This window comes from Leptolyngbya sp. Heron Island J (assembly GCF_000482245.1).
In the GTDB taxonomy this organism is placed as follows: Bacteria; Cyanobacteriota; Cyanobacteriia; order Phormidesmidales; family Phormidesmidaceae; genus Leptothoe.
Genome location: NZ_AWNH01000039.1, coordinates 22,343 through 42,394, shown reverse-complemented (window position 1 = coordinate 42,394; position 20,052 = coordinate 22,343). Strand labels below are relative to the sequence as shown.

The window sequence follows — 20,052 nt, the reverse complement described above, 5'->3', positions numbered from 1 at the left end:
GGAACTACTAGAGTTCCTTGACTTCCGATTCGGCAAAGTTGTTGGTATTAACGCCAGCGTAGTTAATCTTGTCAAACCGAACAACGACCGGATACTTGATACCGCTTTGGTCAACAGAAGCAACCGTGCCAATATCTTGAAACCAATAAGAATCCTTTCGTAGGATACGTACTTTGGATCCACGCTTAACCATGAATAGTCCTCTCTTGTTCAAAGACGAGTAATAAATGCAAGCAGCAAGCTACCTGTTCACCAGGTTACTACTCCTCTGAACAGAACTTACATTCACGGCATTTAAGAATTGTTGCATATCGCAGATTTTAGAAATAATTCTTTAGAAAGAGGCGCAATATCCAAAATAGCTTTGTTGCTTTGAAACAAAATCAAAGTTAAAGTAAACGCCGCTAGTATCAAAACTAGCGGCGTTGATTAAATCGTTATTGAGATTCAACTAATTAACGTTGTCTCAAAGACCGGGGCGAGGCAATGTTGGCAAAGTCCCAATTGCAGAAACGGCTTCTGTGGCAGGAGATGTGTCTTCTTCCTCTTCGACGACTTCGTCGGCTGTAACGAAACGCTCCACTTCAATACCGTTCTCAACCAAAATCACCCGTGGTTCGATAGAACCCGTATCGATGCGCTTGACGACAACGCTACCACCAGCGATTCTCTCTCCCTGTCTGACATAGCGCTCTATCTCATTTGGCGCTTTGACAATAGCGTAAGGAGAACCCCCAATTTGGATGACACCGGATACCCTTACAGCTCTTGCTGTTGTCGGCTGCGGAATTTCAGGTAAAGCGGCTATTTCAGGTCGACCTAACTCGACCTGGCGGTCTGATATTACGGGACTTCCCTGTGCATTACCAGCATTATTGTTAGTGCCTGCTTGAGCAGTAGCGCCTGTAGCCGCAGTAGCAGGTTGGCCAGTATTAGATTCTGGAACTTCAATCGGTTCGGGAGGAATCAGAGGAATCGTTAATTCCGCAAAGGGATCATTACGAGTACGCTCGACGCCAATAGTCCTCTCATTTGGATTAGTAGACTGAATTAGATCACGGGCAATAACTGTAGGAGAATTTTCGGTAACCGCAACTACACTGTCTGAATCTTCACCCTCGGGGATATCAGGAAGGTCACCTTCTGCGGTTTCCACTGATTGAGTGGCGGCTTCTTCCGTTGGGGTAGTTGGCTCTTCAGCAACATCACTGTTGCGATTAAAGAACCCACAACCGCTCAGGGAAATTGCCCCAGTCGTTATTAGCAATACCAAGAGCAGACGCTGCATCTTTACCTCCTCCAAGGACTTTTGTTCGCAAAGTATAAAGCAAGATTCGCCAAATGCATAGCCTATTAGGCAAAATCCTTTTCGTCCTCTTCGTGGGGAGCCATAAGATCTCTCAGACGCTTAAGCCCACTTTTAACTCGACGAGAAACGGTGACAGCACTAATGCCCAGGCGTTCAGCGGTTTCTTTTTGCGTTAAATCGTGTAAAAAGACGAATTCCAATACTTCTTGTGTCCTACGCTCTAGCTGTGCTAATCCCTGCTGAAGACGAATACGGTCTTCTTGAGCTAGTTGAAAGCTACGATATTTGGGGTCAGGTAATAAATCACTGAGGGAGGCTGAGCCACTCCCTTCATCCTGAATGGGGGCGTCTAAACTCAGTAGTGAGCGGTTCCGACTTGCTAACTTAACGTCTTGCCATTCCTGAACCGTGATTTTTAGTTGATCCGCGATTTCTTGATCGGTGGGTTTACGATCTAATTGCTCTTGTAGCTGACGGATGATCCGAGCGGACTGATGCTGCAACGACTGCCAACGTCTTGGAATGCGAACGATGGCACTTCGATCTCTTAAGTAGTGCTGAATTTCGCCACGAATGTAGGGGATAGCGAAGGAACTAAAGGCATAGCCTTTAGACATATCAAAACGCTCAATGGCGCGAATCAGGCCTAGACTGCCAACCTGCATCAAATCGTCAAAGGTTTCGTTGGAGTGGTACAGCCAGTGATGAGCTTCTCGACGTACTAAACCAAGATTCATTTGGACTAGCTTGTTGCGTAGCTCAGGTGAACTATTTTTCTGATAGTTATTCAGCAGCTCTAGAGTTTCGCTTTTGAGTGCTTTGTTGAGTTTGGACGACATGGGGAACCCCTTTAACATGTACAGGCTCAACTCTATGCCCGCTGGGATAGATGCAGTATTGAGCTACGAGAGACAAGAACTTAAGTCATTACCGATGCGTAATGACTTAATAGTGGAGATCAAAGATAAACAGCACAGTGACTGAAATCACAATAGCTTGCTGCAGACTACTCGATAGATTACACGCCGCTATCATTCCCGAACAACGACGCATATACGGAAATTTGTGCTCGCAAGCGATCGCAAGCTCATTGTTGGGGGCAAAGTTGGGGGCAAAATCTTCATGATGATTTTACGTAAGATGCTGAGTTCTTCATTAAAAAGGGTGGATGGTTCTCCGGAGAACCATCCACCCTTTAATCATTAGGGGCTACATGCCAAAAGGTAGCTCCAATAAGTTGTATATAGCCGAATACTTAGGCTGATTCTAAGCGTCAAGTGTTTCAACACGACCATAGAATAGGCCTTGAACCTTGACTTCTGAGGGCTCTGATGTACCCATATCAGTGTCAGAAGGCTGATCGGCCTCAAACGTACCGGCAATTTCTCCTGTGACGCTATCAACTTTCTCAACTTGAAGAGAAATAGTACCCTCGCCAACCTTGAAAGCCTTCATATTCTCTTTGATCAGCTCTTCCTTGTCACCACCAGCCGGTAAAGCGACTGCTGTATCGTAACCTGTTGTCAAACCACGACCTTTTGGATCCAGGAAATTAGAGGTGCGGTATGAAGGCACACGGTAGTCACCGATAAAGTCAGTCGATGATGTAATGGCATTTAGACCAGCCTGAGTCTTAGCAACCAGTCCCTTGACAGTGAATAGAAAAGGAACTTCTTCGCCGCCTGGAAGCAGAACTGTAACAGCCTGGAAATCAATACCATCCTTCTCACGGAAAATTAGGCTACCATCCGTATCTAACTCTAATGCACCGCGAACTTGATCCAAACTAGAGGTGTAACGAGTTAGGGACTTACCGGGAACAAACTCAGCTTCCCTACGCTTGTTGGTGGGCTCTTCTTTAACAAAATAGCTAGTCGGCTCTAAGCATAGACCTGCGATCTGATAAGACTTGCCGTTTTCGATGGCGATTTCCCCGCGACGAACGCTAGAAATTTGAGGACAGCTATTGGCCAATCCTGTATTTCTAATCTGATCGTAGGTTAGGGGGGTGTCACTGTCAGCACTGGGAGCATCGCTACATGCTGTTAAAACACTCATGCAGAGTGCTAAAAATGCAACGATTAGGGCACGATACCTCATGGTTAACCTCAAACAAAAAAGATTTATGCAAGAAAATTTGTCAGTGGCTATAGAACCGACTAGGGGCTTATGATGTTGCCTATGCCTAAAGCTTTCTGTTTCAAAAAGCCCTTTCCCTAGGCTTGCCGAAGACACCCCCAGGATAGTCAACTAACCTTCCCGAAAGTATTTTACACGGACGAGTCCCCGGTGAATGCTGAAAATTCCCAAATCTATGGCTCTGATTGACAAGCTCGACCGTCGTATCAAGACAAGGGCGTGATGAAAGTTGGACTAAATTGTCCACATCGTCAGGCTTCGGTCATATCACGGGTGACAATCAAATTTAAATGAACTCATATTTCTAGAATTCAAATGAATCTTTACTCTTCAGATGCTCCTAATCAGGTAACGGCTGATATTGAGGAAATTCGATTGGCAGTGCAGGTCGCGGCTCGCAAGAGGGCTAATGATTGTGCGGCTCTTTTGACTCTCTTGCGAGAGTTGGAAGACTTGCATCGAGATATCTGTGAGACCCTTTTTCAAGAATCATTGCCTAACAACCGACAGCATCTGTACCACTTACTCAGGGATATTGAATTGAATGGTGGATGGCCTTATATTCAGCGAGTGAAGCTTAAGGAATTACTCAATACGCTGGAAATGGAGACTGCCCCGGATACGTCTGATGAGTGAATCTGTTTGATTGATATTGAGGCCAGAGCCATCACTAGAGAGCAGATTAGTGCTTTTCTAAGGGGTGAAATTAAGGGATCTAAGGAAATTCACATATAACCGTAAGCGTTTAGGCAAAGGGTGTTACAATCTGCCAGCTTTTAGTATCTGGGTTTGAGTATTCACTTAGTTACTGACAGTGGTCTTAATGTTCTGTGTGTTTTGATCACAGCTTTTTTTTGTTAATGCTCGTTTAGTGCATGGCTATGGTAAATCTTTGGCATTTGAGCAAGCGCTATTGTTTGTTGGTCAGTTTGTTGGCATTGCTGAGTGTGGTGATGCTCCATCGTCCGACGCCTGGATTTGCTCAAGCTGCTGAGCTGAATCGGTATTGTCAGCTGTCTCAGGTTGAGGTTGATGCTAAAGAGAGTCTACGTCAACAGGCGGCAAGTGGTGATGCAGTTGCGATCGCACAGTACAGCGATCTGCTCAAACGTCATACTGATATGTTGCGGTCTTGTCGTCAGCGTCAATGGCCTCGCCAGCAGGCGATTTGGCTGCGACTGTATCCTTGTGATTTACGACCAGGAGTATTGGACGCTCTGATGGATCGGGTGGTGAATCTGGGGTACACCGAAGTTTATGCGGAAGCGTTTTACAACGGTCAGGTGCTGCTTCCCCAGCGGGATAATCGGACTGTCTGGCCGAGTGTGGTGCAGCAACAGGGCTATGAAAATCGGGATTTGTTGGCAGATGCGATCGCAGTAGGCCACAAGCGTGGCCTCAAGGTATACGCCTGGATGTTCACGATGAATTTCGGCTACTCCTATGGCCAACGTCGCGATCGCCAGCAGGTGCTTGCCCGTAATGGTCGTGGTGAGACCACCTCAGAGTTTGCTAGTCGTGGTGGTAGCAATAATCCTGAAGAAATTTTTATCGATCCCTACAACTATCAGGCTCAGAGCGACTATCTTCGCATGCTGGAGCTGATACTTCAGCGTAAACCAGACGGTGTGCTCTTCGACTATATTCGCTACCCGCGAGGGACTGGTGGTAATTCTGTTGTCGGTCAGGTTGGTGATCTATGGATTTACGGTAACGCCGCCCAAAACTCACTAATACAAAGAGCCCTAAACAATAAAGGCAGAGGACTTATTCGACAGTTTCTCGATCGTGGCTATCTGACAGATGGAGATATTGAGCGAGTCGATCAGCAGTTTCCCGGTGAAATCGAACCCCTCTGGCAAAGTCGCCGACAAAATGGCAGCACCAGTGATGTTTCAGCGTCGGTGCGTCGACCTGTTTTGCAGCTAGAACTATGGCGATTAAGTGTGGCCCATGCCGTGCAAGGTGTAATTGACTTTCTCAACACTGCTACACAATCCGTAAAGCAACAAAATATTCCTGCCGGTGCTGTCTTTTTTCCGAGTGCTAACCAGCCTGTAGGTACCCAGGGCTATGACTCCCGATTGCAGCATTGGAATCGTTTTCCCTCTTCCATAAGTTGGCATCCAATGGCCTACAGCATTTGTGGCAATACCCGCTGCATTGTCCAAGAGGTGCAAATGGTTCTACGTCAGGGTAATGCCAGTAACGTTCGCCCTGCTTTAGCGGGGGTGTGGGGTAAGTCCATCAATAATCGCCCCTCCCTGGAAGCACAGATGGCAGCTATTCAGCAAGCTGCTCCAAATATTCAATCAATTAGTCACTTTGCCTATTCTTGGCAAGATCCAGAGTTTGACCGAGTGAGAAAATTTTGCGCATTGCCCTAGCACCGTCTATCCTTCACATTAGCAGTCGTGCCAGCATTTCATGAAAACCATTATTGGGTTGCGCTTGTTTTAAGGACGGATTTCCGTCAAGGGATTGAAACCCGAATAGCAGATAGAGACCAATGGTGATAACCAGAGCATGCCATAGACGCTGTATCACTTTAGTTACCTCACACAGTCACCTCACACACCTATGGCTACTTAGCTTATGGGCAGGCTTTTAGCTCTGTGACTGATCATGGTACGTAAATGAAAGTGGCACATTGATAAAACTGCCTATTTGGCGCTCATCTCAGCCGATACATAGCGGTTGAGGGATGGCTCAGGACAATTTAGAGGCCTGAAATTTTCCTACTGCGATATTGGCCTTATTCCGTCCTCGTGCTGCTGTCATTCGTTGGCAATCTCCTTCCTGAGAACACTGCTTAAAAGCAAGTCTATGTGCAAAACGCCCTGCATGTCTCTAGGGCATGCAGGGCGTCTTTAGATGTAAGTATTTGTTCTCTATCTTTAGAAGAGACTTTTGTTTTGCACGGCAATAGATGTGCTGTCACCACTGTGAGTGACAGAGAACTAAATCAAGAAAGATTTAACCTATTCCACACCTTCAATGCGATTTTCTACTTCCTCATAGAGTTCCTGTAACCGCTCAAGGTTTTCATCATTGGTTTCCCAGTAGCCTCGGCCATTAACTTCTAGCAAAGTAGTAACCATGCGGCGGAAAGAGTTGGGATTGAGATCCATCAGACGCTTACACATCTCCTCATCTGCGATAAAGGTAGTGTTAGCATCCTCATAAACCCAGTTGTCAACCGCGTCAGCTGTTGCCGACCAACCCATAGTGTTAACTAGACGATTGGATAGCTCACGCACGCCCTCGTAGCCATTGGCTAACATGCCCTCATACCATTTTGGATTGAGCAGTTTAGTGCGAGAATCTAGTCGAACTGTTTCTGAAAGCGTTCGCACTTGAGCATTGGCAGTGGTAGTGTCTGCTACAAACGAAGTAGGCTTTTTGCCATCACCCCGTAACTGGCCAATAACTTTGGTCGGGTCAGAATCAAAGTAGTGAGAAACGTCAGTCAAAGAGATTTCAGACGAGTCGAGATTCTGGAAAGTCACATCAGCTGTTTTTAGAGACGCTTCAAACAGGTCACGCGATTGGTCCATCACGCCCGGATTATCCGAATTGAAGGCAAAGGACTTCCGCTTAAGATACATTTCCTGAAGCTCAGATTCTTCTTCCCAACTGCTGTTTTCAACTGCCAGGTTGACGTTAGCGGCATAGGAACCCGATGCGTTAGAGAAGATGCGAGTGGCTGCTTCGCGGACTGACAGCCCCATCTCCTCAGCCTGTTTGAGAGCGTGCTTACGAACAAAGTTCATTTCCAATGGCTCATCAGCTTCAGCTGCCATCTTCACAGCTCGGTCAAGCAGTGCCATCTGGTTAACAAATAGGTCGCGGAAAACACCGGAACAGTTGATAACAACATCAATCCGAGGACGACCCAATTCCTCTAGGGGAACAATCTCCAGCTTATTGACACGACCCAAGGCATCAGGAACTGGCTTAACCCCAACAAACCAGAGCATTTGAGCCAATGACTCACCATAGGTCTTGATATTGTCGGTTCCCCAAAGTACAGAGGCAATGGTCTCAGGATACTGGCCACCATTGTCCTGGCGCTGACGTTCCAACAGGCGATCAACTACCACCTTGGCAGATTGAACTGCTGCTGTTGTAGGAATTGACTGAGGATCAAGGGCGTGAATATTTTTGCCAGTGGGCAAGACATCTGGGTTACGGATGGGGTCGCCACCAGGACCCGGCAATATATATTCGCCATCTAAAGCTCTGAGTAAAGAAGATAGCTCATTGTCCGCAACCACCTGCTTTAAGCAGAATTGCAAATATTCAAACAACGGTTTGAGAGCTTCTTCGTCCACATTCTTATAACCAAGATTGTGTAGAGCTTCTAACCAGGGATCTTTCTGCTTACCAAAGTTAAAGAACTTCAGCATGGTTTTGAGAGACACTCGTCCCTCATCATCCAACTGTTCATTAACAATTGCACCAACAGCAGCGCGGGTAGCCTCATTAATTTCGTACAACAGTTGTACGTCATCTAAAACACCCAGATCACTGTTGTTATAGATTTCATCAATGTTGCGACCAATGCTTTCAGCAATAATCCGCTGAAGACTCTTGAACCCTTCCTCCTCACGGTCGAGGCCCGCAATATTAACCAATGTGGCAACGGCCTCCTCAGCAGTGGGGGGCTTACCAATCACATGAAGACCACAGGGTAACAAACGAGACTCGATCTCCATCAGCTTGATGTAGATCTTACCTACCAGGGTGTCTCGATCCTCTTTGCTGATCTCGCTGGAGTCTTCCACATCAGGTAAAACAACATCTCGGTCTAGGTTGACCTGACGAGCTTTTTCGATGATGGCGTTGACAATGGAGATGGCGCGACCACCTTCCTTCAGCCCCTGATAAGACCCAATTAGTTCACTGAGTTCTTTGAGACCCTTGTAAAGACCAGCATTTTCAGCAGGCGGCGTGAGATAGCTGATGGTTTCAGCGTAGCCACGGCGTTTGGCAATAGTGGCCTCGGAGGGATTGTTGGCGGCGTAATAATAGAGATTAGGTGTACTCCCAATCAAATTGTCGGGGTAGCACTGACCTGACATCCCCATTTGCTTGCCAGGCATAAACTCTAGAGAGCCGTGGGTGCCAAAGTGCAACACAGCATCCGCTTTCCAAATTTTCTCTAGGAACGTGTAGTAAGCAGCAAATCCGTGATGTGGGCTAGCGGAACGGGAGAACAATAGCCGCATGGGGTCGCCTTCGTAACCAAAGGTGGGTTGTACACCAATAAATAGGTTGCCGTAGGTTTTCCCGTATACCAGTAGGTTTTGACCGTCAGTATTCAGGTTTCCTGGCGGTGGTCCCCAGTTTTCTTCCAGGCGCTCAGAGTAGGGTGTGAGCTGCTCATATTCAGCCACTGACATGCGATAGGCAATGTTCAACTCAGGACTGTTGTATTGAGCTTGAGCGTCGTTGATCACCTCTAGCATTAGGGCTTCTGCCGATTCGGGCATGTTCTCAATGGTGTATCCCTGCTCCTTCATCTCCACCATGGCTTCGTATATGGAGCCAAAGACGTTCAGGTAGGCAGCGGTACCAACATTGCCTTTATCGGGGGGGAAACTAAAGACGGTAACGGCTAGCTTTTTGTGAGCACGCTCAACACGGCGCAGATTGGCCCACTTGAGGGCCCGCTTGGAGATGATTTCTACTCGATCTTGAAGAGTAATGGCGCGACCGGTCATGCCATCACGACCGGACACTACAATCGGATCGATAGCACCGTCCAGTTCAGGAATGGCCATTTGCAAAGCAACCTGGATAGGGTGCAAACCTAGATCGCTATTTTCCCATTCTTCAGTGGTTTGGAAGACCAAGGGGAGCGCAACCATGTAGGGGCGATTAAGCTTTTGGAGTGACTCAATAGCTTTGGGATGGTCTTGACGAGCAGGACCTCCTACAAGAGCAAAGCCGGTCAACGAAACAACAGCATCAACAATGGGTTCTTGGCTAACCGGTTCATAGAAAAACTGTTCTACTGGTTTAGAGAAATCTAAGCCGCCTGCAAACACAGGAATGACCTGAGCGCCCAGGTACTCAAGTTCTTGCACCATTGAGACATAGTGGGCTTCGTCACCAGTGACCAAGTGTGTCCGTTGCAGGACTAGACCCACGCAGGGAGCTTGCTCTCGTTTATGTGACGCCGGTAGATCCTGACGTGACCCATACCAGTTCAGGTACTCCTTAATATCTTCATACATGCAAGGCGCGAGAGGGTGCCAAATACCTGTATCGGGATAGGTGACCGGCTCCTCGTAGTCCATATTCTCGGGAGCGCCCTCAATGTCCTTGTCGCCAAACATGTAGCGATCTGCCAGCATTAGCATGAAGTTCTCCAAGTTTTCGGGAGAACCACCCAGCCAGTACTGGAAGCTGAGCATGAAGTTACGAGCATCCTGTGCCTTGTCAACAGGCAAATACTTTAAGACCTTTGGTAGGGTACGCAATAGCTTGAGCATCGCGTCTTCGAAGCTGCCGCCTTGTTTCTGACGGCGCTTCTTCATGAATTCACCAATAGCGCTCTTGGATTGTCCCAATTGAGCCATGGAGAAACTGCCCATCTTATTAAGGCGCATCACCTGAGGCATAGATGGGAAAACTACGGCTACATCAAGACTGTCACGATAAGGCTGAACGGCAGTGACAACTTTCTCAGCGAGTTCTTCAATAAAAATTAAGGAGGCTACAAAGACGTTAGCTTCAGAAACGTCTTGCTTGAAGGCTTCATAATTATCATTGTCCCGAAGTTCTTCGATTAAATAGCCGCTAACCTCTACGGCAATGTGGGGATTGTTAGCGTTTATCGATTTAACAGCTGCTGATAGAGCACTTTGGTACTGTGGTTCTAGAACGACATAAACCACCTTCATTAAAGACCGTTCGCCAAGGTTCTCGGGTGAGATATGTCTCACAGTGGGCTTGACGTTGGTGAACATGCAGTTTGACTCCTTGCTCAGTGTGTTGTCTCTTTTTGTCAGAGGTGATGACTGCCGGTCGGGGATGATGCTATTTCAGAAGAATGATGCATTATCACCCGTTTGACTCATTAGTTGGTGCAGATCGACCAGGTAATCAAAAAAGCATTTGCAAAAAATACTTTACAAAACTCTAGTGATTACTGTAATGAGCAATATTCCATAACATCTAAACAGGTTTTTTAAAACCTACTGTGTTTGTATCAGAAAATCCCTATCGACTAGGGATGCAGCCGCAGATGCGATACAAATTTACATATTGGCCCTCACTTTTTGTAACGAATTCGTTATAAAAAGTGAGAGAGTTACTAATACTTATACTTCAAATAAAGTAAAAAAATAAATATTGACAAAACACCGCTGGTGGCAATTGCAGGTGTTCTGGATCATCTCTAGTGAGATTCTGCTCGGTAATGCTTTGCCAACGTAACAATCTTCCATAAGATTTGAGAGCAGATAATCTCTTGGATTGTTGGGGCTGGCTATGAGAATTTTAGTGATGGGTGGGACACGGTTTATTGGGGTATACCTAACTCGATTACTGTTGGCTGCAGGGCATACTGTGACGTTATTAAATCGTGGTAATCGGTCTGTGCCTCAGGGTGTGGAGGTGGTGAGGTGCGATCGCAAATCTCCCGACGACCTCAAAACTGCCCTTGCTGGCAAAACCTTCGATGCCATCTACGACAACAACGGACGCGAACTCAGCGACACCCAGCCCTTGGTTGAGTTGTTTGACGGTACCGTCCAGCACTTTATCTATGTCAGCTCGGCTGGTGTATATCTCAAAAGTGAGCAAATGCCCCATGTGGAAGGCGACCCTGTTGACCCCAATAGCCGTCACAAAGGCAAGCATCACACTGAAGACTACCTGATTCAGCAAGGAGTCCCCTTCACCTCAATTCGACCTGTCTACATATATGGACCTCAGAACTATAACCCCCTGGAAAAATGGTTCTTTGATCGCATCAGCCATGACCGACCACTGCCCATACCCGGTAACGGCAAAGCAATTACCCAACTGGGCCATTGCGAAGACCTCGCTCAAGCCATGGTGGCCGTTTTAGGTAACCCCAAAGCCATTGGACAGATTTACAACATCTCAGGTGAACGCTACGTAACCTTTGACGGCCTGGCTCAGGCCTGTGCTAAAGCTATGGATAAACCTGCGCCAGACATCCGCCACTATGACCCGAGTCAGTTTGACTTTGGCAAACGTAAAGCGTTTCCTATGCGAGTTCAGCATTTCTTCGCATCTATTGATAAAGCTAAAAATGACCTGGATTGGCTGCCGCGATATAGCTTAGTCGATGGACTCAAAGATGCTTACCAAAACGACTATTCTCAGTCAGAACAAACGGTGAACTTTGAATTAGATGAGCAAATTCTGACGAAAGCCTAGTCCAATCTGCCCTATGACCGAAATCCAGGTTCGGTAACCCCCCCTTCAGAGAATTGCTTTGGATTAGCACTATAGTAATGAGCTTTTGAGAAATCAATTTCAAGGTTCTCAGTTATTAAGTGACTATTCAGCCGGAGCAATTGATATGGGAAAAGTAGTTGGAATCGACTTAGGAACCACAAACTCTGTGGTTGCCGTAATGGAAGGTGGTAAACCCACTGTAATCGCTAATGCGGAAGGTTTTCGCACCACTCCTTCTGTCGTTGCCTACGCTAAGAGTGGCGATCGTCTAGTAGGTCAAATTGCCAAGCGTCAGGCTGTGATGAACCCCATGAATACGTTTTACTCCGTGAAGCGTTTCATTGGTCGTCGCCATGATGAAGTGAACAACGAGTCTTCAGAAGTGCCATACAACGTTCTCAACGTAAATGGCAATGTCAAGATTGAGTGCACCAACGCTGACAAGCAGTTTGCCCCTGAAGAAATTTCTGCTCAGGTACTGCGTAAGCTAGCAGACGACGCTAGTAAGTACCTCGGTGACCAGGTGACTCAGGCGGTAATTACCGTTCCTGCCTATTTTAATGACTCTCAGCGTCAGGCGACTAAAGACGCTGGTAAGATTGCAGGCCTTGAAGTGCTGCGGATTATTAACGAGCCCACTGCTGCTGCACTGGCTTACGGTCTCGATAAGAAGAGTAACGAAACCATTCTTGTATTTGACTTGGGTGGTGGTACCTTCGATGTTTCCATCTTGGAAGTGGGCGATGGTGTATTTGAAGTACTGTCCACATCAGGTGACACTCACCTGGGTGGTGATGACTTTGACAAGAAGATCGTAGATCACCTGGCTGAGCAATTTATGTCTCAAGAAGGCATTGATCTACGTAAGGACAAGCAGGCGCTTCAGCGTCTGACTGAGGCAGCGGAAAAAGCCAAGATCGAACTCTCCAGTGTTACCCAAGCGGAAATCAACCTGCCGTTTATCACCGCGACTCAAGATGGTCCTAAGCACCTCGATCTAACGCTGACTCGAGCTAAGTTTGAGGAGCTATGCTCTGACCTGATTGACCGCTGCCGCATTCCTGTCGAAAATTCGATTCGTGATGCCAAGCTTTCTAAGGGCGACATCCATGAAGTAGTACTAGTAGGTGGTTCCACTCGTATCCCTGCGGTTCAAGAATTGGTTTCTAAGACCCTAGGTAAAGAGCCCAACCAGAGCGTGAACCCTGATGAAGTAGTATCTATTGGGGCTGCGATTCAGGGCGGTGTTCTGGCTGGCGAAGTGAAGGACATTCTCCTACTAGACGTTACGCCTCTGTCTTTGGGTGTAGAAACCCTGGGTGGTGTGATGACTAAGCTCATCCCCAGAAATACTACGATCCCCACCAAGAAGTCTGAAGTCTTCTCCACAGCAGTAGACGGCCAGACTAACGTTGAAATTCACGTTCTCCAAGGTGAGCGTGAGATGGCTAACGATAACAAGGATTTAGGTGTGTTCCGTCTAGATGGAATTCCTCCTGCTCCTCGGGGTGTGCCTCAGATTGAAGTGACGTTTGATATCGATGCTAACGGTATTTTGAATGTCACTGCTAAGGATAAAGGCACTGGTAAGGAGCAGTCCATCAGTATTACGGGTGCGTCCACTCTGTCTGATGATGAGGTTGATCGGATGGTTCGGGATGCTGAGGCAAACTCCACAGCTGATAAAGAGCGTCGCGAGAAGATCGATGTCAAGAATCAGGCTGATTCTCTGGTTTATCAGGCTGAGAAGCAGATGGGTGAACTGGGCGATAAGGTCTCCGAGGATGATAAGTCCAAGGTTGAAACTGAGATTGCTAGTCTGAAGGATGCGATCGCATCTGATGATACTGACAAGATCAAAGCAGGCACCGAATCCCTACAGCAAGCCTTGTTCGCGCTGAGCAGCAATATGTACGGAGGTGCTGATGCAGCGGCAGCGGCAGCTGATGCAGGCACTCCTGGTGAGGCCCCCAGTGGCGGCGGTGACGACGACGACGTCATTGATGCTGAGTTCTCAGAAGAAAGCGACAAGTAACTTTGATCAACCACGGCGGCTTCCCTTTCTGGAGATAGCCGCCGTGGCATAGCCGACAAACTTGCTCCGGCTAGCAAGGGGGTGGATGGTTTTACCATTCACCTTTTTCTGTAGCCTTGAATGCGCCACACAAACCCAGGTTGGCAATGGCCACCTCAGCCCGTCTACTAACGATAAAGTCCGGTTATGCGATCGCATCAGAAGCCACTGCTAGCGCATCGTTAACCAATTCATCGAGCCAGCGGCTAAAAGCTGGTGGCTCTTCTATATGTACGCCTTAAATTCTAGGTGTTTGAAAATCTTAACTTTAAGCTCCAAAAAGTGTTTTGGGCGTTAATTCCAAATTTGGCAATGCTGCAGAAATAATCACTTCACTGCTGCCGTACTCCATCACCAAATAGTCATTTTCTTCAGACCCGTTTGGCAATGGCATGAGTTCTCCATTACTCAGTAGGTCATAGCGAATATCTGAACCATCGTCGTTGTTCAGATATTCTGCAAACGTGAGAGGCTTGATTTTTGCCTGAGCCATAGGAAAAAGAACTTTTGGCCTATGGCTTTAGTGTATCGCTGGTAGCTAAAAGGATAAGCCTACTTTAAGCCAATTAATGAAACGATGCTTTGCCCAGTAAAATACTCAATAGCAATCAACACTAAAAAGCCCACCATAGCTGCTCGTCCATTGAGCTGCTCAGCGTATTCGTTAAACCCTTTTTTGGGTCGTTCGAGCTTGGGACTCATGGAAGGCTTGATATCAGTCACGGTGTTAATTACTACTTTATACCCATCTATTCTCACTATCAAAGGGAGAGTTCGTCAATGTGTTTTCGTGATCGGTGAATTCTGTCTGTTTGGCAAATCCGCCTTTTTAGGGGAACGTTAAGCTAGAATTAGCAGCCAGTTCTAGGGTGGTAAAGCCCTGGATTGGGCGCAATTAAAACCCTTCACCTATAGGGGAGCGACCTGTGCAGATCGGTGTGCCTAAAGAAATTAAAAACCTGGAGTTTCGCGTGGGTCTGAGTCCTAGCAGCGTTAGGGCACTGACAGAAAAGGGCCATCAGGTCGTAGTAGAAGCTGATGCTGGGGTGGGAGCTGGCTTTAGTAATACTGATTACCAGCAGGCTGGGGCTACCCTAGGGACAGCGTCTGAAGTTTGGCAGCAGGCCATGGTGGTCAAAGTCAAAGAGCCACTGCCCAAAGAATACGACTATTTACAAGAGGAACAGCTACTCTTTACCTACTTGCATTTGGCCGCTAGTCGCAGCCTGACCGAAGCGTTAATTCAAAGTGGGGCTACTGCTATCGCATATGAAACCGTTGAGAAAAATCATCAGCGTCCATTGCTGACACCGATGAGTATTATTGCCGGGCGACTGTCGATGCAGTTTGGGGTCAGGTTTTTAGAAAAGCAGCAGGGCGGTCGCGGTGTTTTGCTAGGCGGCATTCCAGGTGTCAGTCCAGGTCGGGTTGTGGTGCTGGGCGGCGGTGTTGTTGGCACTGAGGCCACCAAAATGGCGGTTGGGTTAGGGGCTCAGGTGACGCTGATCGATATCAACTTAGACCGCTTAAATCAGTTAGAAGAACTATTTGGGTCACGGGTTCAGCTGCTGTATAGCAATTCTGCCAATATTGAAATGGCTGTTTCCTGGGCTGATTTGCTCATTGGGGCTGTATTGGTACCTGGACGCCGCCCGCCCATACTGGTTTCTCAGGCGTTGGTAGAGCAGATGCCTGAAGGAGCCGTGATTGTGGATGTGGCAGTGGATCAAGGCGGTTGTGTTGAAACTGTGCGACCCACCTCCCATAGTGAACCAGTTTATGTCGAGTCCGGGGTGTTGCACTATGGTGTGCCCAATATGCCGGGCGCAGTACCCCGGACTGCAACTGAGGCTTTGAACAATAGCACCCTGCCTTATGTTCTGAAGCTAGCCAACATGGGATTAGGGGCGTTAGAAAATGATGCTGCGCTGGCTGAGGGGCTAAATGTGGTCAATCATCAGCTAGTGCATCCGGCTGTGAAGGCTACTTTTCCAGATCTGACCTGAGTCACTCAAGCTAGTTTTGTAGATTTAACATGGCTTGACGGGTTTGCATCTGCAGCCAACCAACTTGTTCGTGTTTATCAAGACGGGCTACGGTCTCTAGAGAAATGGCTTTACCAATTCTGACATCCGCCGATCGGTAGCGGACAATGGACTGAATATTTGCCAGATCGTAGTGTTTTTCAATGTGTGGTCGGACTGTGGTCGGAATTGTGATCGGCTCTAATTTCTCTGCTTGAGGTACGATCATTGCCGGAATGACGGGAACCTGAGCCATATAGGCCAGGTGAGCAAAGCCTGAGCGCAGCTGGGCGAGCGGGGCTGTAAAGTCATTGGCAAAAATATAGTCTTCGCCTTCTGGGAAGATGCCGAGTAGTTTTCCCTGCTTTAGACGGCCAAGTGCTTGTTTGATAGAAGAAGGTGTGGGTTGTCCTTCCGTTTTGACAGGTACCATGCCAGTCAGGGCCAGCAGATGTCGGGTCATCGGTATTGTGGTCATGTAATCGGCCACAATCCAGGCGATATAACGGGGTAGGGCCAATGTCATTAACAGTCCGTCCGTATCAGAACGATGATTGCAGACGATAATGGCCGCGCCTTGCTGGGGGATATGGTTGAGGCCGTGGGTTGCGATCGCAACCCCCCGCAGCAAAAAAGGACGTAACAACCACCGCAGACTGTGATAAGCCGCTATTTGAACATCCATACCATGATCAATAAGAATAGAGTGAACCCAACCATTGCTGATTTAGCCCATGACCCGGTCTAGGGTTGCTGCAATTACTCAGGATTTCTCCGATAAAGTTATCCTGATGCTCAGCAATGCCAACTTTTTATAGGCTAACGCCTCAGGGGGGCTACCCCCCACCAAAAAGTCCATGAACACTGACGAACTTAACAAGCTAGAGACAGACTTACGATCTTCTGCGCTAAATATACGCATTAATGCCTTAAATACGCTGGCACAGGTATCAACTGAGGTAGCTATACCTATTTTGCAGCGCTTATCAACAGAAAACTCGTTTTTATTGCGGCGTTTGGCAGTTATGGGGTTTGGCAATCATGCACCAGATGAGGCTGCATTCGCTAGTTTGCAGGAGTTGATCAACACTGAGACCGATGCCAATGTGCTGGCAGAAGTGGCTAACTCCCTCTATGAATTTGGAGATGTGTCCATACCGTTGCTGGTCCAACTCTTCGAAAGTAATAACAATTGGCTTTTACGACAAACTGTGTTGTCAATTTTGCAAGAAAGTAACCATCCTGATGTCTTACTTGAGATCTCACTGAAGGCGTTGGATGATCCCACCCAGACTGTTAAGGAAACCGCAATTTTGTCACTGCGACAGGTGCTGATGTCGCCACTACAAAGTCGAGCATTAGAGGCTTTGACCGGGTTAGCTAGTAGCACTATCTGGCGCGATCGCTGGCGGGCAGCAACAGCCTTAACCGGGTGTGAGCATCCCCAGGCTAGAAAGCTGTTAGTGCAATTGCAGCAAGATGAAAATCACTATGTGGTGGCAGCTGCCTTAGATGCATCGGCGGGCAGTGGGCTGTAGGCTACGTCTATTTTGATGGCCATGATGGAATATGGATGTGTAGGGGCATTGCATGTAATGCCCCTACACATCCATGACACGAGATTTCCCTACCAACCATTAATCAAAATCCCCCATGCCTACTCCACGCGAAATTTTAGACGCCTTACTCCCCCATCTCAAGATAGCGGCAGGCTACGCTCGAAAAATCCAGAGTAGTATTGCAGCTCATCCAGATAAGTTTGACTCGGAGAACTTTTTTGCAACGGCCCTTACGGATGCTGATCTGTCCATTCAAACCTTTATTGAGGTGACCCTACTGTCACTGTTCTCCAATATTCGTTTTTATGGCGAAGAGTTTGAGAAAACCTATAACACCAAGTATTTTCGCTCGATTGAACTCGGCCCTCAGGACGACTATTTGGTTACACTTGACCCCATTGACGGTACCCGGTTTTATATGGATGGTCATCCTAATTATCAGATTATTCTCACTGTTTTGAATGCCGATGGTTTTGAAGCGGTGATCGCCCTGAGCCCTGAGCTCGATCGGTTTTATTACAGTCTGCGGGGGCAGGGTACATTTTATGGCACGCTAGCCGACGATTTGGATAGCTGTCAGCCCTTAAAGATTTACACCCCTAAGGATCGGGTGTTGCTCAGTTGGGCACTGACTCATCTGACAGATTCTTTGCAGGGACAGTTTGAGGCGCTTTGCGTCAAGACTGACTATTCTCGCGAAGTGACAATTCCTAATACCAATGGTCTATTCACGGGCGATCTGACCGGCGTGATTTTAGCCGCTGGCAAGTTTATCGATGGAGGTGCCTTGAGCTGGATGGCCCAGGAGATGGGCTATATCGTGACCGACCATCAAGGCAATCCCTTACCTGAACTAAGTACCTGTGAGGATTATCAATGGCCTGGTGTGGTAGTAGGGTCATCACCAGAGGTTCATGGAAAACTCTTGAAAGCGTTAGCTAATCATGGTTAAACGGCTCGTTTTACCAATTACCAAGTCTGTTTCATGTTTAATGCTAGGTCAGCTAGTTTAAGCCGAAGCCGATGCTACAAGAATGGGATACCGTTATCAAGAGCCATAGTAGCTGTGGTTGATCAAAAACTCACTGGCTGCAGGCGAGTTCAAGGATAGTTAAAAAAAAGGATAGCCACTGGCTATCCTGACATAATCTCGATTTAACTGAAAAATGGATTGCTTCAGCCTGGCTAGCGGGGCATGGCACTGTTGAAGGCTCGGTTAAGACAAGTTTTAGAGAACTGAAATGTGACTAATTCAAGCATTTCTCGCATTCCTCCGTCCGTACTCTTCCAGCCTGCGCCATAGACACATAACCGTGAACCGTTCTTAGACCTGTGTGGTCCTTAAATTCACTTATTTCTAAAGTTCCCTCTGAACATCCTCAATCTTGTGGTGAAATATTCGGAATCTGTTGGTGAGGGAGGCTGGATTACCGAGTTTGAAAGATATTTTGCACCATTTGCTTGTCGGAGTTAGCGGCTGCTCGATCTAATTCTCCTACCTCGCTAGGACTTAATCTCCAGCCCAATGCGCCAATATTTTGCTTTGCTTGGTCTAAGTTTTTTGCGCCAGGAATTGGGGTCATGCCTTTGCAAATGCACCAGTTCAGGGATGTTTGGGCCATGGTCTTGCCCCGTTCTGTTGCCACTTCTCTCAAACAGTCGAGTAAGGGTTGAATGCCTGGTAATAACTGTCGAAATAAAATCCCCCGTAATCCTTTAGGCTTAGGAGTATTTTCTCCGTACTTCCCAGTGAGAAGTCCTAATCCGAGCGGACTATAGGCAATCATTTGGATGCCGAGTTCGTCACAGACGTCCTTTAACCCTAACTCTGTGACTGGATAGGTGGACAATAGTGAATACTGCACCTGTAGCGATGTAATCGGTACGCCGCGTTCTGCAAATCGCTTCTGTACCCAGCGTAAACGCTTAGGACCATAGTTGGATAGACCGACACCTTTGACTAAACCTTGCTCATAGAGATCGGCTAGGCCGTCTAACAGAGGTCCTTCTTGCCAGGGAAAATAGTTAGCGGTGGGCCAGTGCATTTGGGCAATATCCAGACGACCCATGCGTGCTTTTGATGCTCGTCCAGCGTTGGCCATCATGTTGCGGGTAAGTCGCCATGGATAGGCGGCCAGTTTGGTCGCTAGACAAATTTTTTCTTGATTAGGACCTTGATATGTCTGGCTAAACTGCCCTAACAGTTTTTCACTTTGACCGTTGAGTTTTCCTGTTCCGTAAGAATCACCTGTATCAAAGAGAGTGACTCCGTTTTCTACGCAATAGTTAAATACCTGCTGCAGACCAGCATCCATACTTTCATCGTAGTCCCAGAGCAAGCGATTACCCCAAGCCCAGGTGCCACAGCCCATTTCAGGCAGGGTAATTGTAGTGGCGGCAGCATTGGTAACGGTCATGAATTAAGTGACTTTGGAGGCAGCATTAGTAACCTATCTGTTGGTAGTAAACCCTGGCAAGAGATGCTCAATCCTACCGCGCAATTTTTCA

17 protein-coding genes are annotated in these 20,052 nt (G+C 47.5%); 8 read left to right on the top strand and 9 right to left on the bottom strand.

Annotated features, from left to right (window positions below; translation table 11 throughout):
• Window positions 1–7: 7 nt before the first annotated feature.
• The 4 genes from N836_RS51025 to N836_RS51010 all read right to left on the bottom strand — a co-directional run bounded on the left by N836_RS51025 (window position 8) and on the right by N836_RS51010 (window position 3,409).
• The gene (locus N836_RS51025; protein ID WP_023072528.1) at window positions 8–193 is read right to left on the bottom strand and encodes a photosystem I reaction center subunit IV; all 186 of its coding nucleotides are present in this window, start codon (window positions 191–193) and stop codon (window positions 8–10) included.
• Between the two features lie 273 nt (window positions 194–466).
• Window positions 467–1,288 (bottom strand): hypothetical protein, encoded by an 822-nt coding sequence (locus tag N836_RS51020; protein WP_023072527.1) that lies wholly within the window; start codon window positions 1,286–1,288, stop codon window positions 467–469.
• 65 nt (window positions 1,289–1,353) lie between these two features.
• The gene (locus tag N836_RS51015) at window positions 1,354–2,148 is read right to left on the bottom strand and encodes an RNA polymerase sigma factor SigF (protein ID WP_023072526.1); all 795 of its coding nucleotides are present in this window, start codon (window positions 2,146–2,148) and stop codon (window positions 1,354–1,356) included.
• A gap of 427 nt (window positions 2,149–2,575) precedes the next feature.
• Window positions 2,576–3,409 carry a photosystem II manganese-stabilizing polypeptide gene (locus N836_RS51010; protein ID WP_031292620.1) on the bottom strand — a complete coding sequence of 278 codons (834 nt, stop codon included), beginning with the start codon at window positions 3,407–3,409 and terminating at the stop codon, window positions 2,576–2,578.
• Between the two features lie 354 nt (window positions 3,410–3,763).
• On the opposite strand from N836_RS51010, the gene N836_RS51005 reads away from it, so the two are divergent.
• Window positions 3,764–4,084: a hypothetical protein gene (locus N836_RS51005; RefSeq protein WP_023072522.1), complete on the top strand. Its 321-nt coding sequence runs from the start codon at window positions 3,764–3,766 to the stop codon at window positions 4,082–4,084.
• A 239-nt stretch (window positions 4,085–4,323) separates the two neighbouring features.
• Entirely contained in the window at window positions 4,324–5,835 is a 1,512-nt protein-coding gene (locus N836_RS51000) for a hypothetical protein (RefSeq protein ID WP_023072521.1), read from the top strand.
• A gap of 594 nt (window positions 5,836–6,429) precedes the next feature.
• Here N836_RS51000 and N836_RS50995 read toward each other — a convergent pair.
• Complete coding sequence (locus tag N836_RS50995) at window positions 6,430–10,425, bottom strand: magnesium chelatase subunit H (protein WP_023072520.1); 3,996 nt, start codon at window positions 10,423–10,425, stop codon at window positions 6,430–6,432.
• Window positions 10,426–10,948: 523 nt separating this feature from the next.
• On the opposite strand from N836_RS50995, the gene N836_RS50990 reads away from it, so the two are divergent.
• The 3 genes from N836_RS50990 to N836_RS77870 all read left to right on the top strand — a co-directional run bounded on the left by N836_RS50990 (window position 10,949) and on the right by N836_RS77870 (window position 14,203).
• Window positions 10,949–11,866, top strand: coding sequence for an NAD-dependent epimerase/dehydratase family protein (locus N836_RS50990; protein ID WP_023072519.1), 918 nt, complete (start codon window positions 10,949–10,951; stop codon window positions 11,864–11,866).
• A gap of 145 nt (window positions 11,867–12,011) precedes the next feature.
• Entirely contained in the window at window positions 12,012–13,922 is a 1,911-nt protein-coding gene (dnaK, locus tag N836_RS50985) for a molecular chaperone DnaK (protein WP_023072518.1), read from the top strand.
• A gap of 146 nt (window positions 13,923–14,068) precedes the next feature.
• On the top strand, window positions 14,069–14,203 hold the full coding sequence (locus N836_RS77870) for a hypothetical protein (protein WP_268744308.1): 135 nt from the start codon (window positions 14,069–14,071) through the stop codon (window positions 14,201–14,203).
• A 26-nt stretch (window positions 14,204–14,229) separates the two neighbouring features.
• Here the strand turns inward: N836_RS77870 and N836_RS50980 are convergent, their stop codons facing one another.
• Window positions 14,230–14,454, bottom strand: coding sequence for a hypothetical protein (locus tag N836_RS50980; protein ID WP_023072517.1), 225 nt, complete (start codon window positions 14,452–14,454; stop codon window positions 14,230–14,232).
• Between the two features lie 59 nt (window positions 14,455–14,513).
• Window positions 14,514–14,663 (bottom strand): cab elip hlip-related protein, encoded by a 150-nt coding sequence (locus N836_RS77025; RefSeq protein WP_023072516.1) that lies wholly within the window; start codon window positions 14,661–14,663, stop codon window positions 14,514–14,516.
• Between the two features lie 224 nt (window positions 14,664–14,887).
• Here N836_RS77025 and ald point away from each other — a divergent pair, with 224 nt between their 5' ends.
• Window positions 14,888–15,967: an alanine dehydrogenase gene (gene ald, locus N836_RS50970; protein ID WP_023072515.1), complete on the top strand. Its 1,080-nt coding sequence runs from the start codon at window positions 14,888–14,890 to the stop codon at window positions 15,965–15,967.
• Window positions 15,968–15,977: 10 nt separating this feature from the next.
• Here ald and N836_RS50965 read toward each other — a convergent pair whose 3' ends face one another.
• Window positions 15,978–16,670, bottom strand: coding sequence for a lysophospholipid acyltransferase family protein (locus N836_RS50965; protein WP_023072514.1), 693 nt, complete (start codon window positions 16,668–16,670; stop codon window positions 15,978–15,980).
• A gap of 172 nt (window positions 16,671–16,842) precedes the next feature.
• Between N836_RS50965 and N836_RS50960 the strand changes: the two genes are divergently transcribed.
• Both N836_RS50960 and N836_RS50955 read left to right on the top strand, forming a co-directional pair.
• Complete coding sequence (locus N836_RS50960) at window positions 16,843–17,523, top strand: HEAT repeat domain-containing protein (RefSeq protein WP_023072513.1); 681 nt, start codon at window positions 16,843–16,845, stop codon at window positions 17,521–17,523.
• A gap of 115 nt (window positions 17,524–17,638) precedes the next feature.
• The gene (locus tag N836_RS50955; protein ID WP_023072512.1) at window positions 17,639–18,496 is read left to right on the top strand and encodes an inositol monophosphatase family protein; all 858 of its coding nucleotides are present in this window, start codon (window positions 17,639–17,641) and stop codon (window positions 18,494–18,496) included.
• A 475-nt stretch (window positions 18,497–18,971) separates the two neighbouring features.
• Here the strand turns inward: N836_RS50955 and N836_RS50950 are convergent, their stop codons facing one another.
• The gene (locus N836_RS50950; protein WP_023072511.1) at window positions 18,972–19,961 is read right to left on the bottom strand and encodes an aldo/keto reductase; all 990 of its coding nucleotides are present in this window, start codon (window positions 19,959–19,961) and stop codon (window positions 18,972–18,974) included.
• Window positions 19,962–20,052: the final 91 nt, after the last annotated feature.